The sequence below is a fragment of the Rouxiella sp. Mn2063 genome, from assembly GCF_049319665.1.
Taxonomy (GTDB): domain Bacteria; phylum Pseudomonadota; class Gammaproteobacteria; order Enterobacterales; family Enterobacteriaceae; genus JBMOUD01.
Genome location: NZ_JBMOUD010000021.1, coordinates 24,586 through 45,964, shown reverse-complemented (window position 1 = coordinate 45,964; position 21,379 = coordinate 24,586). Strand labels below are relative to the sequence as shown.

Annotated in this window: 15 protein-coding genes; 3 read left to right on the top strand and 12 right to left on the bottom strand. The window is 49.7% G+C overall.

The window, feature by feature from the left end; translation table 11 throughout:
• The first annotated feature begins 65 nt into the window (after positions 1-65).
• Complete coding sequence (locus ACL9RG_RS20890) at positions 66-1,109, top strand: aminopeptidase (protein ID WP_422794581.1); 1,044 nt, start codon at positions 66-68, stop codon at positions 1,107-1,109.
• A gap of 174 nt (positions 1,110-1,283) precedes the next feature.
• Here the strand turns inward: ACL9RG_RS20890 and ACL9RG_RS20885 are convergent, their stop codons facing one another.
• The 4 genes from ACL9RG_RS20885 to tkt form a co-directional block, all read right to left on the bottom strand.
• Positions 1,284-2,018 (bottom strand): phosphoadenylyl-sulfate reductase, encoded by a 735-nt coding sequence (locus ACL9RG_RS20885; protein ID WP_422794580.1) that lies wholly within the window; start codon positions 2,016-2,018, stop codon positions 1,284-1,286.
• An 11-nt stretch (positions 2,019-2,029) separates the two neighbouring features.
• The gene (gene cysI, locus ACL9RG_RS20880; RefSeq protein ID WP_422794594.1) at positions 2,030-3,745 is read right to left on the bottom strand and encodes an assimilatory sulfite reductase (NADPH) hemoprotein subunit; all 1,716 of its coding nucleotides are present in this window, start codon (positions 3,743-3,745) and stop codon (positions 2,030-2,032) included.
• A 20-nt stretch (positions 3,746-3,765) separates the two neighbouring features.
• Positions 3,766-5,574 carry an NADPH-dependent assimilatory sulfite reductase flavoprotein subunit gene (cysJ, locus tag ACL9RG_RS20875; protein ID WP_422794579.1) on the bottom strand — a complete coding sequence of 603 codons (1,809 nt, stop codon included), beginning with the start codon at positions 5,572-5,574 and terminating at the stop codon, positions 3,766-3,768.
• Positions 5,575-6,640: 1,066 nt separating this feature from the next.
• Entirely contained in the window at positions 6,641-8,635 is a 1,995-nt protein-coding gene (gene tkt / locus ACL9RG_RS20870) for a transketolase (protein ID WP_422794578.1), read from the bottom strand.
• A 354-nt stretch (positions 8,636-8,989) separates the two neighbouring features.
• Here tkt and ACL9RG_RS20865 point away from each other — a divergent pair, with 354 nt between their 5' ends.
• On the top strand, positions 8,990-9,742 hold the full coding sequence (locus tag ACL9RG_RS20865; protein ID WP_422794577.1) for a M48 family metallopeptidase: 753 nt from the start codon (positions 8,990-8,992) through the stop codon (positions 9,740-9,742).
• A gap of 96 nt (positions 9,743-9,838) precedes the next feature.
• Here ACL9RG_RS20865 and ACL9RG_RS20860 read toward each other — a convergent pair whose 3' ends face one another.
• The 8 genes from ACL9RG_RS20860 to speB form a co-directional block, all read right to left on the bottom strand.
• Complete coding sequence (locus ACL9RG_RS20860; protein ID WP_422794576.1) at positions 9,839-11,131, bottom strand: YhfT family protein; 1,293 nt, start codon at positions 11,129-11,131, stop codon at positions 9,839-9,841.
• 16 nt (positions 11,132-11,147) lie between these two features.
• Positions 11,148-11,501, bottom strand: coding sequence for a DUF2620 domain-containing protein (locus ACL9RG_RS20855; RefSeq protein WP_422794574.1), 354 nt, complete (start codon positions 11,499-11,501; stop codon positions 11,148-11,150).
• 69 nt (positions 11,502-11,570) lie between these two features.
• Positions 11,571-12,461, bottom strand: a complete 891-nt coding sequence (locus tag ACL9RG_RS20850) for a phosphotriesterase-related protein (RefSeq protein ID WP_422794573.1) — start codon at positions 12,459-12,461, stop codon at positions 11,571-11,573.
• Positions 12,458-13,690: a phosphopentomutase gene (locus ACL9RG_RS20845; protein ID WP_422794572.1), complete on the bottom strand. Its 1,233-nt coding sequence runs from the start codon at positions 13,688-13,690 to the stop codon at positions 12,458-12,460. Before ACL9RG_RS20845 ends, ACL9RG_RS20850 begins: the two co-directional genes overlap by 4 nt.
• Positions 13,690-14,853: a YhfX family PLP-dependent enzyme gene (locus ACL9RG_RS20840; protein ID WP_422794571.1), complete on the bottom strand. Its 1,164-nt coding sequence runs from the start codon at positions 14,851-14,853 to the stop codon at positions 13,690-13,692. The genes ACL9RG_RS20845 and ACL9RG_RS20840 overlap by 1 nt, the downstream gene beginning before the upstream one ends.
• A 120-nt stretch (positions 14,854-14,973) precedes the next feature.
• Positions 14,974-15,330: a PRD domain-containing protein gene (locus ACL9RG_RS20835; RefSeq protein WP_422794570.1), complete on the bottom strand. Its 357-nt coding sequence runs from the start codon at positions 15,328-15,330 to the stop codon at positions 14,974-14,976.
• A 19-nt stretch (positions 15,331-15,349) separates the two neighbouring features.
• Positions 15,350-16,249, bottom strand: coding sequence for a GntR family transcriptional regulator YhfZ (gene yhfZ, locus ACL9RG_RS20830; protein ID WP_422794569.1), 900 nt, complete (start codon positions 16,247-16,249; stop codon positions 15,350-15,352).
• Between the two features lie 355 nt (positions 16,250-16,604).
• Positions 16,605-17,531, bottom strand: coding sequence for an agmatinase (speB, locus tag ACL9RG_RS20825; RefSeq protein WP_422794568.1), 927 nt, complete (start codon positions 17,529-17,531; stop codon positions 16,605-16,607).
• A gap of 666 nt (positions 17,532-18,197) precedes the next feature.
• On the opposite strand from speB, the gene ACL9RG_RS20820 reads away from it, so the two are divergent.
• On the top strand, positions 18,198-21,356 hold the full coding sequence (locus tag ACL9RG_RS20820; protein ID WP_422794567.1) for an autotransporter outer membrane beta-barrel domain-containing protein: 3,159 nt from the start codon (positions 18,198-18,200) through the stop codon (positions 21,354-21,356).
• The last annotated feature ends 23 nt before the right edge of the window (positions 21,357-21,379 follow it).

Genomic DNA, 21,379 nt, shown 5'->3' with positions numbered 1-21,379 from the left:
CTGGCTCACAATCGCATACTGTGATGCTTGTAATTGTGACGACTTGCCATTAAGGACAGCCAGATATGTTTTCCCTCCGACACATAAGGACAGCCCTAATCAGCCTGACATGTTTAGGCCTATGTGCCGCACAAGCAGCTGAACCAAAACTTGATGCACATTTAGGCAAAATTGCCGCCTGGCAAACACGCCACATTGCCACTTATTTCCCGGGTCGCATGGCGGGCAGTCCTGCCGAACTTATCGCTGCTGATTATCTGACTCAACATTTCAGCCAAATGGGTTATCAGAGCAGTCTGCACAGCTTTAAGACGCGCTACATTTACACCAGTGAGAATGGCAAACAGTCTTGGCAGAACATTAATGCTACCTCAGTGAACGCACTGCATGCAGGCGAAGTTCCTCAACAAATTGTGGTCATGGCCCATTTTGATACCTATATGCCGCTCAGTGATAATGACGCCAACCATAATCTTGGCGGATTAACATTACAAGGCGTTGACGACAACGCCTCTGGCGTAGGTGTCATGCTTGAACTGGCGCAGCGTATGAGTAATGTGCCGACGCATTACAGCCTACGTTTCGTTGCACTTAGTGCCGAGCAAACCGGGTCGCAAGGCGCCAAAGATTTTGTCGATAACATGACGCCGGAAGAGCGAAAAAATACGCTTTTAGTGGTCAATCTCAACTCATTGATTGTTGGTGAACGACTCTATTTCAATAGCGGTGCACATACCTCGGCTGAAGTGACCAAGCTCTCGCGCAACCGCGCGCTGGCACTGGCTCAGCGATTAGAGATTCCAGCCGCAAGCAGTCCTGCGACAGCCAATAGCGATGGAGACTTACAGCCGCTCGATGATGCCAATATTCCCCTGCTGCTGGTATCTGCCAGTGATTGGACGCAAGGCAATAAAGACGGCAAGCAGCAGCGCGCCATCAGTACACATTTCCCTGAAGGCACCAGCCGTAAACAGGGGCAACTGGATAATTTGCAGTATCTTGACCGTTACTTGCCCGGGCGCATTGCCAAGCGTTCAAGCGACAGTGTGAAAATCTTGCTGCCATTGCTGCAAGAGCTAGCCAATCCGAGCAGCGTACAGCGCAGTTAACAGGGTGATGACTGCGAGTCATCGCTTCGTGGGGATGAGGCAAACTCTATCAACGTTGCGCAGGTTCGGTCCCTCATTAACCGGACCTGCCCCGCAAGGTCAAAAACCAAACACTTCCATAAAAAACGGGCGCATTTTTATCTGCGCCCGTTTGAGTTTATCAATCTTTCCTCATTAACCTTCGTGCAGACCACATTCGCGTTTAAGGCCGAAGAAGCGCGTTTCTTCTTCGCTCATCCCTTCTTCCCATTTACGCGTTGTGTGCGTATCACCTACCGACAAGTAACCTTGATCCCATAGCGGGTGGTAGCTTAAACCGTGCTCTTTCAAGTATTGGAAGATCTGACGGTTATCCCAGTCAATGATCGGCAGGATCTTAAACACGCCGCGCTGCACGGCCAAAACGGGTAGATTGGCCCGGCTACCAGACTGCTCGCGGCGTAAACCCGCGAACCAGGTTTGTGCACCCAGCGTTTCCAATGCCCTGTTCATCGGTTCAACCTTGTTGATCTGGTTATAGCGCTCGATACCTTCCACGCCCTGCTCCCACAGTTTTCCGTAGCGCGCTTCCTGCCAGGCTGGCGATTGGGCCGCTTGGAAAACCTGCAAGTTCAGGTTGAGCTGTTCGGTCAGCGCATCGATAAACTGGTAAGTTTCCGGGAACAGATAACCGGTGTCGGTAAGGATCACCGGGATATCGGCTTTCTGGCGCGTCACCAAATGCAGGCAAACCGCCGCCTGAATACCAAAACTGGACGATAAAGTGAACTCGCCCGGCAGATTTTCCAGCGCCCAGCTTACGCGCTCTTGCGCAGAAAGCTTTTCCAGCTGTCCGTTTACTTCCGCCAAGGCCAGTGCCTGAGCGGACTTAGGTAACGCATTCAATTCTGCTAGAGAGAGAACACTCATATCGCCTCCTGTCAGTCGTAGAAATCGCGGGCTGGATCAAGCACCGGCTTAATGATGCCAGCGCGGATCACATAATCGCCGAAGCCTTCGCCCGCTTCCCGCTCTTTGGCCCAGCGTCCGACCAGTTCGTCGATAACCGTCAGGATCTCTTCAGAGCTAATGTTTTCACGGTACATGCGTGGAATACGCGTACCTGCGCGGTTGCCGCCCAGATGCAGGTTATAGCGATTTAGCGCTTTGCCCACTAAACCAATTTCTGCCAGCAACGCACGGCCGCAACCGTTCGGGCAACCGGTAACACGCAAGACAATATGCTCATTACCTACGCCATGTTGATGCATGATGCCTTCAACTTTGGTGACGAATTCCGGCAAGAAGCGCTCGGCTTCAGCCATCGCCAGCGGGCAAGTTGGGTAAGAAACACAGGCCATCGAATTCTTACGTTGCTCGGTCAAGCCATCATCAATCAAGCCGTGATCGCGAGCCAGTTGTTCAATAACAGCTTTATCGTTTTCATTTACACCCGCCACAATCAGGTTCTGATTGGCGGTAAGGCGGAAATCGCCTTGGTGAACGCGGGCAATTTCGGCCAGCCCGGTTTTCAACGGACGGCCCGGATAATCCAGAATACGCCCATTTTCGATAAACAGCGTCAGATGCCATTGCTTATCGATGCCTTTTACCCAGCCGATGCGATCGCCACGGCCGGTAAATTCATAAGGACGCACGTTTTCAAAACCAATACCGGCACGCTTTTCAACTTCGGCTTTAAAAGTCTCAACGCCCACGCGTTCCAGCGTGTATTTGGTTTTGGCATTTTTACGATCGGTACGGTTACCCCAATCGCGCTGCGTGGTGACAACTGCTTCAGCGACTGCCAGCGTATGTTCCAACGGAATATAGCCCAGCTCGCTGGCCGTACGCGCATAGGTGGCTTTATCACCGTGAGCAATAGACAAGCCACCGCCAACCAATACGTTAAAACCAACCAGTTTGCCATTGTCGGCAATGGCCACAAAGTTGAGGTCATTGGCGTGCAAATCGACGTCGTTCTGCGGTGGGATCACTACCGTGGTTTTAAACTTACGCGGCAGATAGGTCGCCCCAAGAATAGGCTCTTCATCGGTGGTTTCGACTTTCTCTTGATCCAGCCACACTTCCGCATAGGCACGAGTGCGCGGCAGCAGATGTTCAGAGATCTTTTTCGCCCATTGGTAAGCTTCCTGATGCAGCTCGGATTCTACCGGGTTAGAGGTACACAGCACGTTACGGTTAACATCATTAGCCGTTGCCAGCGCATCCAGCCCCAGTTTATTGAGCAATTGGTGAACCGGCTTAACGTTCGGCTTGAGAATACCGTGGAACTGGAAAGTCTGACGGTTAGTAATACGAATACTGCCGTACAGAGTACTTTCAGCCGCGAATTTATCGATACCCAGCCACTGCTCTGGCGTCATGACACCGCCCGGCAAGCGGCAGCGCAGCATCATTGCATGACGAGGCTCCAGCTTCTGTTCGGCACGTTCAGCACGAATATCACGGTCATCCTGCTGGTACATACCGTGGAAACGGATCAGCAAGAAGTTATCGCCGGTAAAACCACCGGTCAGACCGTCGCTAAGATCCTCACGAATGGTGCCGCGCAGATAGTTACTCTGCTTTTTTAAACGCTCAGCGTCCGATAGCTTGCCTTCGACCACTAAAGGTCCGGGGTGTTTTTCGCTCATAAGCTCATTATTCGTAGTCATTAATACACATCCCGCTGATAGCGGCGATCGAGACGCAGTTCACTGAGGAATTCGTCGGCGGCTTCTAAATCCATCGCGCCATGTTCGGCAATAATATCCAGTAAAGCCTGTTCAACGTCTTTCGCCATGCGATTAGCATCACCACAGACATAAACGTGCGCGCCTTCTTGCAGCCAGCGCCATACTTCAGCGCCCTTCTCTCGCAGTTTGTCCTGTACGTAGACTTTCTGTGCCTGATCGCGTGACCAGGCTAAATCGATATGGGTCAGTAAGCCATCTTTGACATAACGCTGCCACTCAACCTGATAGAGGAAATCATCGGTAAAGTGTGGATTGCCAAAGAACAGCCAGTTTTTGCCGCTAGCGCCATCGTTATCGCGCTGCTGGATAAAGGCACGGAACGGCGCAATACCGGTGCCCGGCCCAATCATAATCACCGGCGCATCGGGATTAGTCGGCAGGCGGAAGTTGTCATTGTGTTCAATGAACACTCGTACTTCACCATCAGTTTCTAAGCGATCGGCCAGATAACCCGATGCACCACCGGTACGCGCGCGTCCATCAATGTCATAACGCACGACGCCGACGGTAATGTGCACTTCGTTTTCATTCTCAGCCTGTGAAGAGGCAATCGAATAAAGGCGCGGCGTCAAAGAACGCAGCAGGTCGACAAGTTGTTGCGCTTCCAGCTCAACCGGAGCCTGACGCACCATATCTACCAGCGGCGTATTATGCGCATAGTGCTGCAACGCGCTTTTATCTTCGACCAGAGTCAGAAGTTCGTCGTCACGCGATAGCGCGGCGTACTGGTTAACAATAACCGTGGTATTTTGCGTCAGCTCGATATGATGCTGTAACGCCTCATTCAACGAGTATTTTTTACCCTGCAATTCGACCTGCTCATCGCCTTTCAGCCACAGCAGTTCGACTAATTCTTTGACTAATGCCGGATCGTTTTCATACCAAATACCCAGCGCATCGCCTGGCTGGTAACGTAAGCCAGAATCACCCAGATCGATTTCGATATGGCGCACGTCTTTGTCTGAGTTACGCCCAGTAATTTTCTGATTCACCGACAACAACGCCGTCAGTGGCTGCTCTTTGCTGTAAGGCGAGCTATCAAGCTGATCAACACTGCCCGCCTGCGTTGCGGCAATGGTCGCTGGTGCATCAGTAGGCACGCGTTTTTTCAGCGTCTCAACCAGTTTATTACGCCACTCTTGCGCCAGCTCTTGGTAATCAACATCGGCATCGACGCGATCCAGCAAACGCTCTGCGCCCAGCTCACCCAAACGGGTATCAAAATCTTTGCCGGACTGGCAGAAATAGTCATAAGACGTATCGCCCAGCGCAAACACCGCAAAGGCGGTATCTTTCAACTGTGGCGCTTTCTTCGATTGTAGGAATTTATGCAGCGCGACGGCTTCTTCTGCCGGTTCGCCTTCCCCTTGCGTTGACGCCACGACAATCAGCAGTTTCTCTTGAGCTATCTGCTTAAATTTGTAATCACCAGCGTTCACCAAAGTGACGTTAAGTTTGGCTTCAATTAAATCATCACGTAATAGCTCCGCCACGCGACGTGCATTTCCGGTCTGCGAAGCAGAAATTAGCGTAATAGAGGCCGCAACCGGGGCCGGAGCCGCTACGGGAACGGCGACTGCGCCAGGCTGTTGATTAACCATTCCCCAAAAATAACCGGAAAGCCAAGCTAATTGGGTTGGTGAATATTCACCAATTGTCGCCTGCAACCGGGCTAATTGCTCCGGAGTAAGCGGGAGTAGAGATGTAGGTGGTGCCTGAATCGTCATCGCGGTACGAATTCCCTTGTTGCTTAAGCCAGTGTCAGCCCGGAAAAAGAGGCGGAGAGTTTGTAAGGTTAACCAGCCAAATGATAACAATTAAATAAGTGATGGAAATATTAAATAACCAAAATGACTAAGTGGTTTTAGCGATAAAATCTATCACCAAAAGTGATAAGCCTTTATCAGGGGAGCTGGTTTTGGAAAACCAGGGAAAACTGTTTTTAAAACCAGAGCGGTGAGTATTTCAGTGGGGAAGCAATAACCGTGCTTTAGCGGTTTTGTAAAACTAGAACGGTGTAATGTTCGGTTGAGGAAGCAATGACCGTTGCTTTGGCGGTTTTTAAAACCAGTACGGTGATTTTTCGGTTTCCGAAGTACGGCGTTCAATGCTGCCGTGCAGCCTAAACCGAGTAAAGGAACGAAGGCGCGTTCCTTTACAATCCTGCGCCTTTTCATGGTGTTATATCTCATTCCAATTAGGCTATGTTTCAGGTGCCACAGCGACAGGCGCAAATTTCATGGCTCCGCCATGCCTTCCTTCGGGTTCGAGCCAGCTTTGCCGTCTCTCCACCACTCGTCAGTGAAATTTTGAGTGCGCCACCAGGCTTTTTTAACGTCAAAAACTGCTTCTGCCTTTGACCTTAAAAGCCGCTAAGCGCACTCAAAATGCCACCGTCGGAGTGGTGAAAGACAATGGAATTATCGTTGGCTTGAACCCGCAGGCGGGAAGCCCGGAGGGCTGGCATTTGCGCTATAACGGAAGCCCCCTGAAACATGGCCTCCGCTGGACTCGATATAAAAGTTTGAAAAGGCCCGGGATTCGCAAAGGGGGCGGCCAGCCTCCTTTCGGCGGTTCGGTCTATGAAGCTACATTGAACACTACATTTGAAGAACCGAAAATTACACTGTTCTGATTTTAAAAACCGCTAAAGCAACGGTCATTGCTTCCTCAACCGAACATTACACCGTTCCGGTTTTAAATAGCGATATCAACGCTTCGCAAAAGCGTTAAAAAAAATGCCCGGTCAGCATTCTCTGACCAGGCATTTTTAACGTGCGTGAAACGCGAAACTTATTTCAGTAAGCCTTGCGCCTTAGCAACAATATTCTCTACGGTGAAACCGAACTCTTCGAACAGCAGCTCCGCAGGCGCCGACTCACCGAAGGTGGTCATCCCAATGATGGCACCATTCAGGCCAACGTATTTGTACCATGCATCAGCGATACCCGCTTCAATCGCCACGCGAGCAGTCACGGCTGCTGGCAGCACAGACTCGCGGTAAGCGGCGTCTTGTTTGTCGAAAGCGTCGGTAGACGGCATAGACACCACGCGCACTTTGGTGCCCGCAGCGGCCAGTTTGTCAGCGGCTTCAACAGTGATACCCACTTCTGAACCGGTCGCAATCAGGATAACGTCCGGGGTGCCTTCTGAATCTTTCAGAATATAACCACCGCGGTACACGTTCGCCAGTTGCTCAGCGGTACGTGGCTGCTGGGTCAGGTTCTGACGAGAGAAAATCAGCGTGGTCGGGCCGTCGTTGCGCTCGATACCGTACTGCCAGGCAATCGCTGATTCTACCTGGTCAGCAGGACGCCAGGTGCTCATGTTTGGCGTGACGCGCAGGCTGGCGATTTGCTCAACCGGCTGGTGCGTCGGGCCGTCTTCGCCCAGACCAATAGAGTCGTGGGTGTAAACGAACACGTTGCGCAGTTTCATCAGCGCCGCCATACGTACCGCGTTACGCGCGTATTCTACAAACATCAGGAAGGTGGCAGAGTACGGCAGGAAACCGCCGTGCAGCGCGATACCGTTGGTGATGGCGGTCATGCCGAATTCACGCACGCCGTAATGGATGTAGTTACCCGCAGCGTCGTCGTTCAACGCTTTAGAGCCAGACCACATGGTCAGGTTGCTTGGTGCCAGGTCAGCAGAGCCGCCGAGGAATTCAGGCAACACTTTACCGAAGGCTTCCAGCGCGTTTTGTGACGCTTTACGGCTGGCGATGTTCGCCGGGTTAGCCTGCAGGTGCTCAACGAATTTCTTGGCGTCAGCTTTCCAGGTGGCAGGCAGTTCACCGTTCACACGGCGTTTGAACTCAGCAGCCAGCTCAGGGAAGGCTTTTGCATAGGCGGCAAATTTCTCATCCCATGCCGCTTCTTTCGCTTTGCCTGCTTCTTTCGCATCCCACTGTGCGTAGATATCCTGTGGGATTTCAAACGGCGCGTATTTCCAGCCCAGCGCTTCGCGAGTTGCGGCGATCTCAGCATCACCCAACGGTGCGCCGTGGCAATCGTGAGTACCGGCTTTGTTTGGCGAACCGAAACCGATGATGGTTTTGCACATCAACAGGGAAGGTTTGTCGGTTACTTTACGGGCGTCTTCGATAGCCGCTTTGATGGAATCAGCATTGTGACCATCAACACCGCGCACAACGTGCCAGCCGTAGGCTTCAAAACGAGCAGCCGTATCGTCGGTGAACCAGCCTTCTACGTGGCCGTCGATAGAGATACCGTTGTCATCATAAAACGCGGTCAGTTTGCCGAGTTTCATGGTGCCAGCCAGTGAACAGGCTTCGTGAGAGATACCTTCCATCATACAACCGTCACCCAGGAACGCGTAGGTGTGGTGGTCAACGATGTCGTGGCCTGGTTTATTGAACTGTGCAGCCAGCGTACGTTCTGCGATAGCAAAACCTACGGCGTTAGCAATACCCTGACCCAATGGGCCCGTGGTGGTTTCAACACCTGGGGTGTAGCCGTATTCTGGGTGACCTGGAGTTTTAGAATGCAGTTGACGGAAGTTTTCCAGTTCTTTGATTGGCAGCGCGTAACCAGTGAGGTGCAGCAGGCTGTAAATCAGCATAGAACCGTGGCCGTTAGACAGCACGAAGCGGTCGCGGTCTGCCCAGTGTGGGTTGGTCGGGTTATGGTTCAGGTAGTCGCGCCATAACACTTCGGCGATGTCCGCCATGCCCATTGGGGCACCAGGGTGGCCAGATTTTGCTTTCTGCACGGCATCCATACTAAGTGCGCGAATAGCGTTCGCAAGCTCTTTACGAGAGGACATGTTCTACTCCAGGTCGGATTAAAAAATCAGTCAAGAATTGCATTTTCTCAGACTAAACATTGAATCGGCAATATCTATTAATGCGCGTTACCAACTCGATGACGGTTAACCAAAGGGTTTCTCCACCAAACCAGTCGAAATGCGTAAAGTCTATCCCGGTAAGCCTGATTATTCGGTCAATCAGACCCAAAATGCACAAAAGTCAGGCTTATCGGGATAAACTTTCTACTAAATAGCTAAGCGTTTTCAGGCATCCACTATAGATCGCAGCGCGCCAAAAGCCTACCCTTACGCAGCAGTTATCAGTTTCAACTTTTTAACCTATTTATTAACTATTTCCAGGAAGGAAATCAGATGAAAATAAAACCAATTTTACTTACTCTGGGCCTTGTATCTTTAGTATCAGGTTGCGCCAATCTGAATGCTGACAGTTTAATGCAATCAGGTGCACAAGCTTATCAAGCGGCCACACTAACTGACGCTGATGTTAAAACGCTCAGCGAGAAATCTTGCGCTGAAATGGATGCAAAAGCACAAATCGCGCCAGCTAACAGTGAATATGCACAGCGTCTACAAAAAATCTCCGCGGCTCTGGGTGATAACATCAACGGGCAGCCGGCTAACTATAAAGTTTATCTCACCAAAGATGTTAACGCTTGGGCGATGGCCAACGGCTGTATTCGCGTCTATAGCGGGCTGATGGATATGATGAATGATAATGAAGTCGAAGGCGTACTGGGCCACGAAATGGGCCACGTTGCATTGGGCCACACTCGTAAAGCCATGCAAGTCGCCTACGCTGCAACCGCGGCGCGTACTGCCGCCTCTTCACTGGGCGGCATCAGCGCCAGCCTTTCCCAGTCACAACTGGCAGATTTAGGCGAGAAGCTCGTCAACGCTCAGTTCTCGCAAAAGCAAGAATCCCAAGCCGATGATTACTCTTTCGATCTGCTGAAAAAACGCGGTATTGATCCAACAGGCCTGGCAACCAGTTTTGAAAAGCTCGCAAAACTGGAAGGCGGTAATGAGAGTAGCGTGTTTGCCGATCACCCAGCTTCACAGGCGCGCGCTCAGCATATCCGCGATCGTATCGCCAGCGGTAAGTAATCAGAGGATATCTCTCTGACGGCTAAACCATCGTGGTAAAAGAAAGGCGCGGATTTTATTCCGCGCCTTTCTTTCTTTAACGACCAACATTCCAACTTAAGCAGGAATGAAGATCGCCGCCCAGAAGCACAGGTTAAGCACAATACCTGTGATAATAACGGCAACGACCGGAGCGGCAATTTTCAACACCGGTCGACCCATCGCTTCATTAAGGAAGTAGATCGCCGTCGTCATGGTAAAGCCGGTATAGCCTGCCATTTTGATCGAGGCAAAAATGGCGCCGATTAATAAAGCGTACTCCATCAACAAATTCATGGCATTACGAATATTATCGGAGGCATTACGTACCGACGGGAAGCGTCCCATCCACTTGCCAATTGAGCGCAGCAGCAATACTTCCAAACTGATGACAATCGCCCCGAGCAAGGCTGCCAGCCAAGGGTTTGGCACTAAATAACCCACGACAAACACGAAAGTGAAACCGGCAACGGCATAAACGCCGGTCGCTAATGCGGTAGTCGCAATCATCGGCACGAAGCCTAAACCACGCATGAACTCTGCCAATGCCGCCTGATGAATTAAGCTGGTAGATTCAGCAGGCGTCACGCCTGGCGCATAGGCTTTAGCTAAGGTATAAATCGACACTTCGCTACCGCCAAATAACTTCATGCTAGCAACCGCGGAGATCAAGGCTCCGACGATAGCGATAAGCGGTAGGTTTTTAATGATGCGTGATGTTCGCTCTTCAAACATCGACTCACCGCCCCCACCAAGATGAGCTTTAGCGCGTACATCTTTCACTATCGCAATACCGATCAACATAATCATGCCGACGAAAATCTCGATAGATTCCGGCGAGAGCTTGGTGAATTTCACGATCAACAAACGTGTTAGCACCACGACTAATGAGGAGAACACCGCGGATTTCCAGCCAAACTGGTAGAAAATCGCCACCAGTGGGAACAGCGCAAAGGCAGAAATCACCGGCGAACTCAGCTCACCCAATGAACCGATAAAGTTGACCGGTAGTGAAGTCAATACACTGTTCACCGCAGGCAGGCTGGTAAACACCAGCACGCCCCACAGCGCGCCAAGGCCAAACGCCAGATAGATATTCACCGCCAGCACGCCGATAATATCGGTAGACAGGAACAGCAACCAAGAGTTGAGCAAACCCGTAGATAAGGTAAAAGAGATACCTACCGAAGCAATAAAGCCAACGCTGAGTCCAAAAGCGATGCTGCCTGCTTCGCGGCGGCTCATATTTCCCTCGACCAACTGAGGCAAAATCGGCCGGATACCATCATGGAAAACCGCGACAGATTTGTGCGCCAGCAACGCCGTCATACCGGTAAGCAGCGCAACGACAATAATATGTATGTAGTCCATCGTGATTATCTCACTGTCAACGGAGCTGGGCAGTCAGCAAGGGAACCGCGTGTTCCACATGCTCAACGGATAAACCAAATGCCACTTTGCCTTCGGCAATAAACTTGGCAATCTGGTCGGCTTTGGCCTGAATCCCTGGCTTGGCAATAGTGGCGCATTTGTTGTAGCCAATAATGGCTATCGCCATCGATAGCGCAGCACCCGCACCGGTATTACAGGCACCGATGTAATAATCTAGCTCGCCCTTTTTCACTTTTGCCGCGGCATCCATATCAGTGAGGATGTGACACTCAAACTCACCAGGCGCGGTCTGCTCAACCAGTTTTTGAATTTGTTCACGTTGGAGTCCTGCAATACCGATCTTTTTCATTATTATTTTCCTATGTAGTCCGAATACTTATCGGGAATAGCCCGAAATAACCAGATGTACTCAATAACGTCAGAGTGAAGCCGAACCGCCGAAAAATACTGCCGGGTTATCGCGTAGCAAGGTATCAACCTGTTGTTGGCTGATGCCGGCAGTCAGTAACATTGGTACAAAGGTATCGACCAAATAATTGAAGCCAATACCGCCGTTAGCCTGTAGGTGAGAACGACGAGTGATATCCATCGACAACATGATTTTATTACCAAACCCGCGTTCAATCAGGGCTTGTAACATCTCAACGCGCCGCGTGTCAGGGAAGTAGCTGTTTTTACCGATAGTATCAAACTGCACATAGGCGCCTTTATCGAGCATATGCAGGATCTGTGCGAGATCGTCTTTCAGATCACAATGACCGATCACCACACGCTCTAAATCAACGCCATGTTTTTCCAGCAACACAATCTGTTCCGCGCCCATAGTGCTAAAGCTAGTGTGGGTCGAAATCGGTAAGCCGGTCGCGTGATGCGCCAACGCCGCAGCATGGAACATTTTGGCTTCATCATCGGTAACGCGATTTTCACTGGTGCCGATCTCGGCGATCACACAAGGTTTTAACGCCGTCCCATCAAGACCATTTTCAATCTCGTCTATCATCTCCGCCGCCAACTGCTGTGCACTCATGCCGCGCACATGATCAGGGTAGAAACTATCGGTGTAATAACCGGTTGAGGCCAGCACATTAATCCCGGTATCACGCATCAAATCGAGCATGAATTGGGCATTACGCCCCATATAACGGTTAGTGACTTCGACAATATTGAATACGCCATTTGCGACCAGAGCACGCATCTCATCGCAGAGCGGTTGGTATTGGTCCAGTCGGCAATCGATATTGTCTTTGAAACCGGACAAATCGATATGCAAATGCTCATGCGCGTAGGTATAGCCCTGCGGATTGATCATGATAGTTTCCCCGGTGTTGGCGACAGCAAAGGTAAGAATGAGCGGCCGTTTTGTGGCATCGGCGCGCCGAAGAAATCACAAGCACTGGCACCTACGTCTGAAAGCGTAGTACGCCAGCCAAGACTTGTCGGAGCCAGATTATGCTGATAAACCAGCAGCGGTACCTGTTCCCGAGTATGGCGACTGTGTCCGATGGTCGGATCATTACCGTGATCGGCAATCACCACCAGCATATCCTCCGGCTGCATCGCCTCGATAAATTGAGCTAATGCACGGTCCACCACCTGTAAACGATCGGCATAACGTTCAACATCTTCAGCATGACCGGCAAGATCGGTTTCCTGAATGTTAGTACAGATAAAGGTATCACCCGGCGTGCGAATCTCATCAAGAGTAATATCAAGAATAGTCTGAGAATCAACTAGCTGCGGGTAACTACGCCCTTGTGAATTGCTGACAATATCCGCTACTTTACCCACTAATACCGTCTTGATACCCAATGTATCCAGCTGAGCTGGCACCTGGGTTTGCGGGTCAACACCGTATCCCAGATGCACGACCTGGAAGTTATGCCGATACAAACCTGAGCGCGGAGAGTTAATCCCAATATATTTACCATCACGAACTTCAGCCGCCGCGCGGATAGCGCTGCTATCGTCAATTTCACCGCCGAAAGCAATCACTCGTCCTACTTTGACGCAGGCACGTACACAGCGCCCAATTTCTTGGGTTTGGGCAAAGCTGACTTGCGATAAGTTAGCGCTGATATTGTAAACCTGCCCAACGTCAGCCTCTAAGTTGTCACCAATAGCCACCGCGTTATTGACCCACAGGTAGCTGAGATCATCTAGCGTAATGCGTTCGACGATATAGCCTTGACGTTGTAATGCCTGTTCAACCCGATCAATCACCGCCGAAAACGGCTGGCTGAGTGGAGGCAGCGGCAGCGTGCCCATAATCTCCTGATGCCCCACAAAAGTATCGCCGCCTTCATGTTGCAAGCCGATGCGGCCAAATGTCGCCGAATCCGACGGCGTCATGCATCCCACCACATAGCCCAACGCATTCATCAGCCCCAGTTGGCGCAATACCGGCAAATTAAGTTGCGGCAGGCGTTCAAGGATATGGCCACAGGTATTCGCCCCAATATCCTGCGGGCGTACCTCTGGTACATCGGGCATTTCACCGATACCAAAGCTGTCGATCACCAGTACGATAAACTTACTCATCACGCCTCCCCCTTCACTTCATTGCCCAGGCTGTCATAAAGCCCAATCAATAACGGCTTACCACTCGCTACCCCGCTCACTAGCGCAACATCGCTACGGGTGACAAAAACCTGGGTTCTAAAACACATCACCACCGCGCTACCAACCGGATGAGACTCACTGAGTTGCAAGCAGTAATCGATACTGGTGATGTCTGGTTCGATCACCTTATCGCGTTGGCGATGAGCACCATCAATGACCAGCGCATGTTCCAGATTGCCGCGGCGGTAATAGCCGCCACCAAAGCAATAGGCACGTCCGGCAAACTGATGAGAGACTTCTGAGAGATACAACATGGCGATTTTCTCACGTCCTTCGCCATGTTGATTTGCCGGTGTCGTGCCGGTCAGCGCATGCCCAGGTTCAGCGTGGGTCACTCCCAACGCCGCCAGCTGCGGTAAGGTTTCGCAACTCGAGGCGCTGGGTGCATTAATCTGCGTCGGCACAATGCCTTGTGCTATTAGCAAATCTCGTGCCGCCAGCAGCGTGGCCATATTGGCGGTAGGTAAGGTGCTTTGGCGCAGCGGGTTGTATTGCATACAAGGGAAATGCGTCACACCGGCAATGCGGATGCCAGGTAGTTCGCGCAGTTGGCTAATGACTTGTGGCAGATCGCTAAGATCAAAGCCACCTTCCTGCCCACTGTATAAGGCATCGCCAGCACGAGTGACTTTCAACAACAGCGGTTGCACGATACCGAGTTGCTGTGCAACATCAGAAATACTGCGCGCTTTTTCCAGCGAATAGACGGTGATGACCTCTGGGCGATGTTGCAACATTTCGGCCAACATACTTTGCGGCGGTTGCACAAGGTGGCCGATATGCGCCACCGCGACGCCATGGCGCAATAGCTGGCGAGCCTCTTTAAAATCTACCGCCACAATGCCGTGATAACCGAGGTCGAGCAGCATTTGGCACAAACGTGGGTTGCGCCCAATCTGCTTGCTCATCGCATAAAGTTGTATGCCGTGACGCTGCGCTTCACTGAGCAGTTCACGGGCATTTTGCAAAAACTGATCGACGTCGATCACGCAGGTGTCGGGTTTGATCTCGCCGTTACGCCACAAGGTAACGGCAGCATCAATCAAAGCTGGGTTTTGTTGTTCTAGCGCATTCAGGAACATATGACGGTTTCCCTTTCGACTGGCTATCTAAATCATCATTTTTTTGAATATTTAGGTGCAAATAAAGCACAATGAATTATTGAGACTGGCACTCCGCTCGTCCTTCATACCGTCCATTTTTCATACCGCCTTTCCTTCATACATCGCGGCAAGGTTCACCAGTAAGTACCCCACTTCATATTCAGGTACAGCCAATGGAAAATGTGCCATCACATCCTGATGAATAGAAAAAATCATTGGAAACGTCTCCAGTGATTCCAATTCTTGACGCAATTCGTCGTCAATTCCTTGGATCACCTCGCCACGCCGCGCCCGCATAATCGCGTTAGCCAGATGAGTTAAGGCCAAGGTGCCCTGCTCGGTTCGCACTGGCAACTGCCAATGCTTTTCCAGACGCAGAGTGACCTTTCTCATTGCTTGATGAATATCTTCATCAATGACACCAGCCTCAGCCAGAATAGCCAGTCGCGTTTCCATGATTCCCCTTTAATACCAATCAATAGCGGGGCTCAATTGCCCCCTGTTCTACCGCTTGCTGATGATCTAGCAAGGCGGCGGTATCAACCAACGTTGTCAGTAAGCGTTGAATCGGCGCATTATCTTTGCGCACTAAAATCACCGCCTCCGACGCCTGTTGATAACGTGGATTGCCGTTTAACCGGTGCGCTTCAAGCTGCGGACTCGGCGTTGCGCTCCCCACGTTCCACACTGCGGCATCGATCTGGTGAGTTTCGATATGCCGCAGGCAGTCGCTATAAGGTGTTTCCACCCATGTAACTTGTTGTCCAGCGAAGACGACCTCATTGAGTAGTCGCTGATCCGGTGAGGCTGGATCGAACCCTACTCTTTTTATTTGCTCAGCTTCGCCCTGTCGGCAAATTAACTGGTGGCCGTCAACGTAAGAACATTTCCCTAGTGCCAGCGCTATGGCGACATTTCCCTGCTGTAGATAACTCTCCGCAGCCAAACGGGAAACCACCGCCATATCGTAAATACCTTCGATCAAACAATTAATGCGTACTTCGGCTCCACGCATATGTGCAAAGTAGAGCGGTACAGTAATAAATTGTGCTTTTAGCCCGCTCGCCAACCCTTCATAGAGTTTGGTATAAGGCAGCGGCATGGCACATACCAAGTTCCCCAGATCGGCTTGTTGTAGTAATTTGGCCATATCTAATTGGGTAAGTACGGTACCGTTACGCCCACGCCGTTCCAATTTTATTGATTCATTGGCTTCCAGCGTTTTCATGGCATTCTGTACCACGCCGACAGAAAGCAAGAATTCTGCCGACATTTCATCAATAGTGCGTAAACGTTCACCTTCTTTCATGACCAGTAAATATCTGGCAAGGCTGACGAGTGCTATCCCTTCTTTTTTGATGAAAGTTCTGCTCATAGTGGTTGTTTTCCCGGCGCATAAGACATGCAAAAATGAACCAAGAGTATAACCAAAAATCTTCATTAATTTGATGATTTAAATATTCAATTATTTGAAGGTATAAATCAAAGATGAAAAACTTATCGTGTGGACGGGATCACAAACATTATTTTACAGCTTGTAGGAGTCATAGCCTCGCTGACAGCCTGCGGGGCGAAAGCCGTCGATAGAAAAGAAGCTTATTTTTAATAGGTTACAGAAGACAAATTCTCAGCATGCGGTCATAAGTAAAGGCTATTACGATGAGAAAATCGACGTAAAAAAACCCGGCCTGCTATAACACACCGGGCTTGTTATCTTATCGATTCGGAGATTATTTGGCTTTTTTAGCTGCCTGCACATGCAGCATTTCCAGCGCTAGCGTGGCTGCCGCCAATGCCGTGATTTCTGACTGGTCATACGCTGGTGCCACCTCGACGATATCCATCCCGACAATATCCAGATCCAAATCTTTCAGGCCACGCACCAGTTTCAGTGCGCGATCTGTCGTTAAACCGCCGATGACTGGCGTACCGGTGCCCGGTGCATGCGACGGGTCCAGACAGTCGATATCAAAACTCAGATAAACCGGCAGCCCGCCGACGATTTGTTTCACCTGAGCCAAAATATCATCGACGCTGCGATCGTTAATCTGCGCCGCATCCAACACCGTGAAACCTAGATCCTTATCAAACTCGGTACGAATACCAATCTGTACCGAGTGATTGGCATCGATTAGCCCTTCATTTGGCGCATGATAGAACATGGTCCCGTGATCAAATTTACTACCGTTCGAATACGTATCGGTATGCGCATCAAAGTGAACCAGCGCCATTTTGCCAAAGTGGCGAGCATGAGCACGCAACAGCGGTAAGGTGACAAAATGATCGCCACCAAAAGACAGCATACGTTTGCCAGAGGCCAACACTTTTTCCGCATGTTTTTGTACTTTGTCGGTCAGATCCTGCGCGTCACCAAAGTTGAATACCACGTCGCCACAGTCGATCACTTTCAGACGCTCACGCAGGTTAAAATCCCACGGCCAGCGTTGACCTTCCCACGCCAGATTCACTGATACCTGACGAATTGCCGCCGGGCCTAAACGTGCCCCGGAGCGCCCCGATGTTGCCATATCGAAAGGAATGCCGGTAATCACCCAATCGGCGTCAGCTTCATAAGGCTGAAAATTCAGTGGAAAACGCAGAAATCCAAACGCGTTGGAAACCAGAGAGTGATCGGCTTGATGATCTAATGTACTCATTACAAATCCTTTTTAGCGTTCCAGGCAGGTAGCAATCCTGCAAATTTAAGTATTTAAGGTGAAAAAAAATCCCTTTCACGTCGTTGACCCGACACGAAAGGGATTGCTTGAATTCAGTGACTATCAGCGTATCTACCGGCCGATGGTCTATAAGGACGGATTATCACCGCATTTTTTTAATGCGGCAAGCCCTGAAAAAATAAAATCAATAGCGGGAAAATTAAAGTGAACATTGTACTGATACAACTATTAACAAGAACAATCATGTTTACAAAAAAATATTTAACACCACCACGAAAAAATTCGTACCACAAAACAGGCTAAAAGGACCAATATCAATATAGTTAAAACCCATCATGCAAAAAATCAAGAACACAGCACCTCATAATATAAACATAAAAAACAAATAAATAGAAAAGCTAATTAGCAATATCATTCAAATAAAAATGCAAAACAAATAGCAAGTAAAACAAAAAGTTGAAATCGGATTATTTCAACTTCACTCAGATGTGGAACTTATCGTTAAATATACGATACAAAAACATAATAATAGACACTATAGTGCCAAGCTTGAAATTAACAACACACACTAAGTCTCATTAAAATAACCACTTCGCTTTATCGTCGTAATTTACTGATCCACACCCCACGAATGGACGCATGTTAATGAACAATACAACATTTAAACATTCAAAGTTTAAAATAAAAATATTAGCTAATATCCTATTTTCAATATTAACCCCAATTTATGCTCACGCCAACGACATCACGGCTTCGGTGACTGATGGCACAAACCTACCGATTTCTGGCAAATATAGTACGTCGAAAAAAGCGACTCACGCACTGACAGCCAGCGGCACGAATAGCACGTTGACAAGTAATGGAGAAGTATCAGTTACCACCGGTGGTAGCGCGGCTTACAGCGCCTATATTTATAACGGCGGGAATCTTAACCTGACAGACTCGAGCATCAATACTTCGGGTGGCGCAGCTAATGGCGTCGTGCTCAGCAACGGCTCGGCGAAAATTACTGGTGGCAGTATTGCGACATCAGGAAGTTCCAGTACAGCGGTTCGCATCAATAATCACTCTCACCTTGATATTAATGGAACCACGATAAGTACTAAGCAATATAGCTCGTCTGCTATCGATGCTAGCGGCGGCTCTCAGGTTACGCTAAACAACAGTAATATATCGATTGCGGGAGGCGGTTTACCCGGTATTAACCTAAAAGATCAGGGGACAACGTTAAATGGTGCAAACAACCATATTAGCCTGGATGCCTATAGTGATGGCATCGATTTGAACTCAGGGAGCAGCGCCGATTTACAGGATACGACCATTAATATGAATGGTGGTTTATCCGCTATTCGCAGCAATGCAAATACCTCGCTCACCATGAAAAATCTGACCGTTAATGGCTCTACGACCCATGCCTTAAATATCGCCGATTCCGCGTTGATAGATAATGGCAGCATCAACCTGACCCAAGGTTCCGTGGCTATTGCGATGGGCAGTACTGACAAATACGCGAACCTGGTCTTGAATAACGTTAACGCAACCTCGCAATCACGCGCTGGCGCCATGATTGATGCTAATAACTACTCAAAAATTACGCTCAATGGCGGCTCTTATCTTCTCAAAGGAGACAACGATACCGGAGCATATATTGCTGATAATACCGCGACATTAGAGGCTAATAATACCTCCATCACCACCGAGGGAAATGCGTCAGCGGCCATAGAAAACCACGGAACCACGAATATAAAGGGCAGCTCGATTTTGACTAAAGGCAATAATGCCTATGCACTTTATTCTGAAGGTGCCCTCAATGCCAATGATACAAATGTGGAAACCAACGGTAGCAGCAGCGCCGCAATTACCGCCGCCAGAGGCGGGATAATTAACGTTAAGAATTCGACGATTAAAACAACCGGCAACCTTGGGCATATGCTGCTCAACTTTGGCAGTTCGACCATTAATGCTGACGGCATTAGTGCAGAATCGTCAGGGAAAAATGCCTACGGTGTTTACGCGCTTGGCGGCAGTACGACCAATATTCTCAATAGTACTCTGAGCATGACAGGTGAAGGTGGCGGCGGCATATATGCTCAAGGTACCGCCACAAAAGAGACCACTATCACACTCGATAATAGTACTTTGCTACCGACATCAGGCCCTGGCATTAACGCTGCCGGCGCTAAGTTGAATGTGAATCTTAAAAATGGCTCAACGCTTCGCGGCGGCAATAATGTATTAGCAACCGTCGACAGCGCCTCAAATAGCGATAGCCTCGTCAACATTACCGCCGCTGACCAATCAACGCTGGAAGGTGATATTACTGCTACCGATAATAACCAAATAAATCTGTCCTTAAGCAATAAATCTATCTGGAGTGGCGGTGCGCACAATACCAACGATATCGAGATTAGCCCAGATAGCCAATGGGTATTAACCAGCGATAGCGATACCAATACGCTGAACATGAATGGCATTCTCGATATGTCGCAAAACAACAGTGGCTATAACACGCTAACGGTTAAAAATAGCCTGCAAGGCAATGGCGAATTTGCCATGCGAGCCGCCATGGCAGAGCAGCAGGGTGATCTATTAGTCACACAACACAGTACTGATGGACAATTCCGTCTGGATATTAAAAATGATGGAGGGCAACAGACTAACGGTAGTGAACAACTCACGATGGTTAAAACAGCGGAATCTGGCGGTAGCTTTGCGCTGTCTCATGAGGTTGAACAAGGTGGCTACCTTTATGGTTTACGTCAGGCAGCTAATCCCAATAATTGGGAGCTTTATTCGCTAGGGGAGAAACCCACCACAGAAGACCCCGTTGAACCGGGCACACCAGAGCAGCCCTCTACCCCATCAAAGCCGCCTGCCGGACATGGTGCGCTCACCTCAACGGCAAAAGCCGCGGCCAGCTTTGCCAATACCACTTATCTGATGAATTACGCCGAAACGCAGACATTGATGCAACGTATGGGGGAATTACGAGGCAATGATAAATCCATCGGACTTTGGGGAAGAGGCTTCGTCGGTCGCTTTGACAATTTCTCCAATGGCAAGCTTAGCGGCTTTACCATGAACTATCATGGCTTCCAATTCGGTGCGGATAAAAAACTCACTCTTCAGGATGGCGTAATGTACTTAGGTACATTTATGGGATTGGGAAACTCCAGTCAAGCCTATCAAGATGGCGATGGCTCACTCAAGAGCACCAGCGTTGGCCTATACAGTACTTACCTCACACCAACGGGTTTTTATGTCGATACCGTCTTAAAATACTCCAACATGAGAAATAGATTCAGCGTACTCGACACTGCCGATCAATTGGTCAGAGGAAAAGACTCGGTCAACGGATTTGCCGCCTCCGTCGAGTCTGGAAAGCGTTTTTATTTCAATGAGAAACCAACAGGATTCTACCTGGAACCCCAGGCACAGCTGAGCCTAAGCTATCAAAGTAGCGAGTCTATTCACGCCTCGAATAACCTAAAAATCAATATTGATTCTTACAACTCTACGCTCGGACGCGCCAGTCTAGTGGCCGGTTACAATATTAGTGACGGCAGCATGCCGACCAATATTTATCTGAAGAGTGGCTATATTCGAGAGTTCTCTGGGAAAATAGATTATCGGCTCAACGGCTCGAGTGAGCAGTATTCAAACAAGGGCGGCGGTTGGAATAACGCTATCGGTATTAGCACCGAAATTAAAAAACAGCACAGTTTATATGTCGATTTAGATAGCACCAGCGGTGGCAAATTCGACCAGCGGCAATTTAACGCCGGTTATCGTTACAGTTTCTAAGTCGCAGCAGCTTTTGAGCAGCT